The 7661-nt window shown below is 50.5% G+C and carries 5 protein-coding genes; all 5 read right to left on the bottom strand.

The window, feature by feature from the left end:
- Positions 1–1464, bottom strand: a 1464-nt coding sequence (locus SBI19_RS29135) for a dynamin family protein (RefSeq protein ID WP_317973037.1), incomplete at its 3' end; no start/stop codon positions are given.
- 127 nt (positions 1465–1591) lie between these two features.
- Complete coding sequence (gene nth, locus SBI19_RS29130; RefSeq protein WP_317973036.1) at positions 1592–2302, bottom strand: endonuclease III; 711 nt, start codon at positions 2300–2302, stop codon at positions 1592–1594.
- 198 nt (positions 2303–2500) lie between these two features.
- Complete coding sequence (locus SBI19_RS29125) at positions 2501–5218, bottom strand: S-layer homology domain-containing protein (protein WP_317973035.1); 2718 nt, start codon at positions 5216–5218, stop codon at positions 2501–2503.
- A gap of 143 nt (positions 5219–5361) precedes the next feature.
- Positions 5362–5919 (bottom strand): GerMN domain-containing protein, encoded by a 558-nt coding sequence (locus tag SBI19_RS29120; protein ID WP_317973034.1) that lies wholly within the window; start codon positions 5917–5919, stop codon positions 5362–5364.
- 13 nt (positions 5920–5932) lie between these two features.
- Positions 5933–7420, bottom strand: a complete 1488-nt coding sequence (locus SBI19_RS29115; protein ID WP_317973033.1) for an N-acetylmuramoyl-L-alanine amidase family protein — start codon at positions 7418–7420, stop codon at positions 5933–5935.
- Positions 7421–7661: the final 241 nt, after the last annotated feature.

Raw genomic sequence — 7661 nt, 5'->3', positions numbered from 1 at the left:
GGATATCGCAGCGGATGCGAAGTCCTTCTGCTGACGATAGAAGGACTTCGCATCCGCTGCGATATCCTTGCTGTACGTCATCGTATATTCGTTGCCGAACGTTGCGCCTTTGTTTACCCGCTCCGTCAGCCATTCGCCAGTCGGCGACCATGCGATTTGCTTCAACTTCGCCGTCACTTGGTCATCAGTCAATCCTGCCCGCTCTGCAGCCTTGCGCAGCAGTTCCGTCAGATGCCATTCAATCGCCGATTTAACGACCGACTCGAATTCGCTGCGGAAAAGCTCCTGGCGCCGTTCCTTCTCGGCAACCGTCTTCGCGCCCGCGAACAGCAGTCCAGCCTTGAAGCCCGGCTTGCAGCTCTCGAGAAATTGATGCGCGATATCGCGCAGCGCAGCAGGCGTGATAATCGCGCCGTCAAGCAGCGATTGCACATCCTTGCGCATCGCAAGACGCTCCTGTTCCGCTTGCCCGTTCAACGCAGCCAGCCGCTCCTCAAGCGCTCGCAGCGTTCCTTTCACTTCAGCAGCGCCTTCTTCGCCGCCCGCTTCTTCGAGATAGCGAAGACGTTCCGGCTCAGCCAACTCTTCCTGACGTTTAGCATGAACGCTTACCAGATGACGCAGCGAAGCCGACACGCTCCAGTCCGCCAGCTCCCCGCGAACGGAAGCCAGCTTGCGCAGCAAGCCTTTGAGTGACTCGTATTCATTGTGAGGATGCTCAGGCTCTCGGCTCGTAACGTACAGAATCCCTGCAGGCTCAAGGTGCCAGTTCGCGAATGCCTGCTCAACGCTTGTGCGATACTCCTCGAACGACAGCTCGCGCTCTCGATGCTTATCGATCTGGTTCACGACCAAGTACAGCGGCTTGCCCCAATCCTTCAATTCCTTCGCAAAAGAGAAGTTAATCTCCGATTGTACATGGTTATAGTCCATGACGTAAAACACGACGTCAGCGAGATGAAGCGCAGATTCCGTCGCTTGCTTATGGGCATCGTCCGTCGAGTCAATCCCCGGCGTATCGAGAAGCAGCATATCGTCGCTCAGCAGCTCCGATGGATAAACGATGTCAACCGTCATGTAACGTGCGCCATCAATGCAATATTTGTTCAAATGCTCCAGCTCCGACGTAGGAAGCTCCACCATCTCCTGGCGTCCATCGGCAGTCAACTGCTCGATCTTCACTGCCGCACGTGGTCCGCCTTGAATCGTAACAACGTTAGCGCTTGTCGGAATCGGACTAGATGGCAGCAGCTGCGCACCGCAGAGCCGATTGACCAACGTCGATTTTCCCGCAGAGAAGTGACCGCAGAAAGCGACGGCCAGCTTGCCATTCGCTCGTTTATCAGCCAGCTGCTTCAGCTTGCCTGCCGTCTCGTTGTCTCCAGTCTGTACCATTTTGTTCTCTAGAACTTCAATTGCTTCAGCCCAAACGCTTTCTCTTGTTTCCGTTAGACGACTCATCATCGGTTTCTCCCACTTTCCTCTCTCTACCGCTCGGCTAATTGCAAATTCGCCTTACGGTTCCCCTATCCGCATCTCTATGTCATATACATACGCGTTCAACACTTGGCGAGACTCCGCGATCATGACACTACGATGAACTCTTCTTCGCTTTCGCTGCCTTGCTGCCCACTACAGTCTTCCTCGATCGGGTCGTAGTCGGCTTCATACGGCGAGCGCCTTCCTTGCAAATATCAAGCAGCGGACAAATCTCGCACTTCGGCTGCTGCGCTTTGCAGTGATAGCGACCAAAGAAAATAAGCGTATGATGCGTCTGCGTCCACATGTCACGCGGGACAAGCTTCATCAGCTTCTTCTCGACTTCAAGCACCGAATCGTCTTCCTTTGCAACGCCAAGCCGCTTGGAGACGCGATCTACATGGGTATCGACTGCGATAGCAGGCACGCCGAATGCATTGGACATCACCACATTCGCTGTCTTGCGTCCTACGCCAGGGAGCTCCGTCAACTGTGCATGCTCTCTCGGCACATCGCCATTATACTTATCAATGACAAGCTGGCACAGCTTCTGAATGTTCGATGCCTTGCTTCGAAACAATCCGATTCGTTTAATATCCTGTTCAAGCTCTTCGATCGGAACGGCCAGATAGTCTTCCGGGCGCTTATACTTCTGGAACAGCGTCTCCGTCACTTTGTTAACCGTTTCATCCGTACATTGTGCAGACAACAGAACGGCAATCGTCAATTCAAACGGATTGCTGTGACGAAGCTCGCAATGCGCGTCCGGAAACATCGCGTACGTCGCTTCTAAGATGCGCTGCATACGTTCCTTTCCTGTCATTGCTCTCTCTCCCCAATCAAACACTATTGATCAAAAGTGTAGCGAAAAATGTCACGTCGCGCAACCATAACAGCAAAACAAAAGACCTCTGGAGGGCGCCGATGCATCGGCTTCCTCCAGAGGTCTTATTGTATAACGCTCGGTTTGGTCTGTTCCGAACCGAGAATTTCCTGTGATCGTTCGAGATCAACGGACCAATTAACGTTTCTCGATTTCGATCAGTTTATCCTCATAATAATAGAGGTATAGGCTATCGTCCTCTTTGAGCGACGTTGGCGAGATCCCCGAACCGCCAGATGTCAGAGGGATTCCCGATAAATTGAATTTGTAGTTTGTATCATTGATGTTCGGGCGCTTCGTTTGAATCGTGTTCGTGGTCGAATCGTATTTAAAGAACTTCTTCTCAACGCTCGCAAGCACCGTCACTTGAACTTTGCCCTGCGTATCCTTGCGTACTTCTACGCGATCGCCTGCTTTAACTGACGCGATTGACGTTGATGGGACGCCATTGCGAACTACCGTATAGCCCGTACCCAGCGGTGTATTCACTGTGCGCCCGGAGTAGTCGACAAGCGTTACTTGTGAAGCATCAACGCTCTTAACAGCACCTACGCTTACCGTAACACGCTGCACTGTCGTTGCCGTGCTGCCGACGAATGCTACATTGATTACGTTGCCTGCTGCCAGGCTGCCGAGCGAGATCTTAACGCCATTCTCATCCGTCAACTCCGCACCGGCAACATTAATATCGGTCGTGCTGGTGCTGCTGCCTTCGCGAACCGTAATCCGGCTGGTCGACGTGTTAACACTAACAACCTTCAATTGCACCGCACGGTGAATGTAAATGCCGCTGACTTTGTCTTGCGTCTGATTCATAGTAGCTGTGATCGTTGCACCCGATTGAACGTCCGATATTACACTATTTGCCTTGCCGAACTGATCGACGAATGGCGACTGCAGCGGCAGCGTCATCAGCGTACCGTTCATAGAAAGCGTCAGCTTCGCGTTGGTGGAATCGATCGAGACGACCGTACCCGTATATTTGAATGCAAGCTGAATCCGGACGATCGTGTCGCCTGTATAGCTAATCGTAATTTTGCGGCCTTTGGCCAGCAGCCCGCTGGAAACCGCGGAATCAATCGTAAAGGCTATGCCGTTCATATCAATCTGACTGTTCGTCTTCAAATAGAGCGTCTTCAGCTTGCCATTGCCGTCCACAACGTTGAGCGCCTTATAGTCGGCGTCATAGCTGCGGATTTCGACTCCGACTGCCAATTCAACCTTCCGGTTCGATACCGCGATCTTCGTTACTTGATCGGAAGCATTAATCGTCAATTCGAGTTGATCATTATCTTGAAGATCATCAATCGTAGCGGTCGGCATGCCGTCAATGGTTATAACCGTTGCATCCGTGATCGGCTTCGTTACGTATTTCTTGTCTTTCAGATAAGTAATCGTCTTCTTGTCTGCACTGTAGAAGACGCCTGTCTCTACCTTAGCCGAATTCGTAACATCAACAACCAGCCTTACAATTTCATCGTTCTTCACTTCGTACGAAACTTGGTCGCCGGCTTTCACGGCAGACAACGAATCAAGCAACGTGTTACCGCTTAGCAGCAATGCATCAGACGATACGCTCCAAGTCTCGGACTTCCCATTATTATTAATTGTAATTGCGGAAGCGCCAATGGACTGAACCGTTCCCGTTCCTGTCTTGCTCTGCGGCGCGCTTGCCACCTGAACCGAAATCGCGATTGGCGATTGACGGAATTTATCCCGTGTAATCTTAACGGTTGAATCTTTAGTAAGCGCCGTCACATCAAGTACATTCCCCTGACCGTCTACCACTTGAAGCGTATCATCGTATCGAATCTCTACAGGCTCATCATTGACCCAGATCCACATTTTGTGGCTCGCCGGAATAATGCGATCGAACGTCCCGTTAATCGTCTCTACCTGCTGATCGGTACTTAGTTGTTCAACGTATTGAACGACTCCGTCCTTCGCAATGATCGATACGCGTGCGTTAGGAACCATACTGGCTGCATTCGATATTTGCTCCGAATCAAATCGGGTATACACGGTGCTCGCACTCGTGCTATACGTTTGCTGACCTTCTTCGGTATATAATCCGAGCGAACCGTCTTTGAGCGTCGTCAGAATGCCTTCGCGTTGACCCGCATAGTCTACCGGATATTGTCCTTCTGCAAGGCTCAGCAGCTTCGCCATCATTGCGCGTGTTACCGCGCCAGCAGGATCAAACTTATTGTTCGCTACGCCATTCATAAGCTTCAGGGAAACCGCTTCATTAATATAACCTGCATATCCTTCGCCAACTGCAGAAGCATCGGCGAATGGGATCGATTGCTTGCCAAGCGCTAAGGCTTCCGCATTCTTGCCGATTGCCTTCACGATCAACTTCGTTACCCATTCCCTTGACGCTTTCGCACTGCCCCAGTCTTTGCCTTCTTTATCTGCGAGGAAGAATTGTTCATTCCGATCGATAAGACCTTTCTCAATTGCAAGTACAACATAAGGCACAAAATAATTATCAACATGGAACGAGCTAGGGAACACAACCGCTTCGTCGCGATCCAGCTGTCCTTCCAATCCAGCAAAACGAATCGCCATAACGATCGCTTCTTGACGCGTTACACTATCGGAAGGACGGAACAACCCGTTATTGCCGACGATAATACCTTGAAACGCCAGCTTCGAAATATGTTTCTCTGCCCAGTGCGCCGGCGCGACGTCGGAGAAAGGAGTCGCTGATGCAGATGTTCCAACTGCATTCACTGTCGCTGCGCTTGAGGTTGTATCGTATGGAACCGATGCTGCGGACACAGTGCCGCCAGCCGTCAGCGACAATGCCAGCAGCCATGCAGCTGCTTTGTAAGATTTCGAATGATATATCATGTACGATAGCCTCCTCGAATAGTAAACAAATCGCTCCTACTTTAAATCAAGAACGTATGAGTTTCCTCATACGTTCTTGATTTTGACCGTCATGACTGCGCCGTTCCGAGAACGGCGACAGTCGGTTATCTTTCGTATTCGAATTACTTCACGAACGGATGAGGCAGCTCCTCATGCCCCATCAGCGTGTCGACGGCCTCGCCGTCTACAAGCAGATCAATCGATTGGACCTCGTCGAACTGGAACAGCGTCTGCTTCAACGCTTGAAGAGCAAGCATCTCGCCAGGTGCACCTAAACGCGCCTCTTCCGGTAAATGAAGGTCAATCGTGACGGCTCCATCCTTCACGGATGAGGATAAAAACTGCGCTTTGCTCCACAGCGATAATGCATCGTTGCTGCCATCCGTTTGCAGGGCTGCAAGCGCAGCCGAAACCTTCTGGTCCGGTGAGTCATATTCAATCTCTTGATTGAGCTCGACCAGCGAAGTCAAATCCGGATCGGAATAATAAATATGTATCGATTGCTTAGTCGTGTCCGATGAGGATGCTTGCTCAGTCTGTTCACCAGCGGCTGGTACGCTCGTGCCGGTGTTCGTTTCTTCCTGCGGTGACTTCTGCTTTGCCCCGCATCCGCTGGCAGCAGTTACGATTGCTGCTGAAAGCAGCAGCAGGCCGATCGTCGTACGTAGTTGACGCATCATGCTCACCTCATTTTTATTGAAGCTTCAACTGCTCCTTAAGACCAGAAACAATCGCAGCAGCAATTCGTGACTGAACGGCACTATCAAACAGCGCCTTCGCGTCTGTTGCATTCGTCAAGTATCCGGATTCGAGCAGAATAGCAGGCATCGTCGTTTCACGGATTACTTTGAAATCGCCGAACCGAACGCCGTTGTCCTTCAGACCAGTTGCTTTGACCAAATACTTGTGCATGATTTGTGCGAATGGCTTTGAATCTGCTCGGTTGTAATACGTTTCTGTACCATTCGTCGTTGCTGTAAAGCTGTTGGCATGAATCGAAATAAAGGCATCTGCTTTCAATTTGTTCGCAATGTCTACCCGATCCTGCAAGGTAGGATAAGTGTCATCCGTACGAGTGTACGTCACTTGCATGCGTTTCTCCTTATCGAGCAGTTCTTTGACTTTCAATACAATGCTTAGATTGAATGTCTTCTCGTACAGTCCAGCGGCTGTCTTCGCGCCAGGGTCTTTGCCGCCGTGTCCAGCGTCGATGACTACCTTGTACACTTTGTCGCCTGAACCCGTGCCAGGCGTCGTAGGCGTAGTCGTTTCTGGCGGGACAACTGCCGGATCGAGTACGTCGATCTGAATACGACCGTCCTGCTGCGATACGTTGTAGCTTGAGGCTGTCTTCAAATCTAGAACGACGCGCAGCGTCGTTGGGCTGTCTGGACCAACCGCGTAACGAATCTTCGTAAGCGTTGGATGCGAGTCGACGACGACCTGTCCCGGTATGAACGTTGAAGCAAATGCCGAATTCGGAAGATCGAGGACGATGCGGTCCGGCGAAGTGAGTGTAAACGCTTTATTCGGAGTAATCGTTCCGTCATAGTCGATCATTACACTTGTCAATCCATCGAACTGGACCGATTTCAGCGTTCCCTGCACATTCGGGTTCGTATTGTTATTATTCGAGCCTTCCGACGAATTTCCTGTATTGGAATTGCCATTGCCCGAAGAAGATTCCGATCCTGACGAGTTTTCACTGCCTGAACCACTTCCATTGTTGCTGCCGTTTCCCGTGCTTGAATCAGCAGGCTTGTACAGATGAACAGCCTTGGTCGGGTTGTCATAATAAACTTGAAGCCCAAGACTCTCTGCGACGAAACGAATTGGCACCATCGTAACTTTGTTAATAATCATTGCTGCAGCATCCAATTGTACCGTGCTGCCATTCACACTAGCCGAACGACTGTCTACGATCAGTGTAATAAGGTTTGAAGCGTCTTGAATATCAATTCGTTTGTCTGACTGCTTCCAACCAACTTCATAACCTAATCCTTCTGCAACTACCCTTACTGGCACAAGCGTCGATTGATCAACAATTCGGGGATTCTCCAGCGTTTCCAACAACTTGCCGTTCAAGTAGAGCTTCGGCGTGACGGAAGCTGCTTGTCCGATCGCTGGGAACAGCGAGAAGAAGAGCGACAGCAACATGATGACGACAACTAGCTTTCTCATCCTTCACCTCTGAAACAAAATATTTAGTGCCCGCAACGAATTACGTCGAGAAGACGCGCAATTCGTCTATTACAGACGAAAGATTAGACGCGCTCTAGCGGAAAAAGTTGCGTATAAAGGATAATTGTTGCGAACTTTTTCGCGGGAAATGAGGGGCGTTGCCCCTTCAATCCCCTAAACAACTGTATTTTCTCAAATATCTTTTTTCTATAAATACTTGATTTTCTACCCACCCAAACCT

The organism is Paenibacillus sp. CCS19 (genome assembly GCF_033239625.1).
Lineage (GTDB): Bacteria > Bacillota > Bacilli > Paenibacillales > Paenibacillaceae > Paenibacillus_T.
This window is presented reverse-complemented; position numbering and strand designations above follow the sequence as displayed.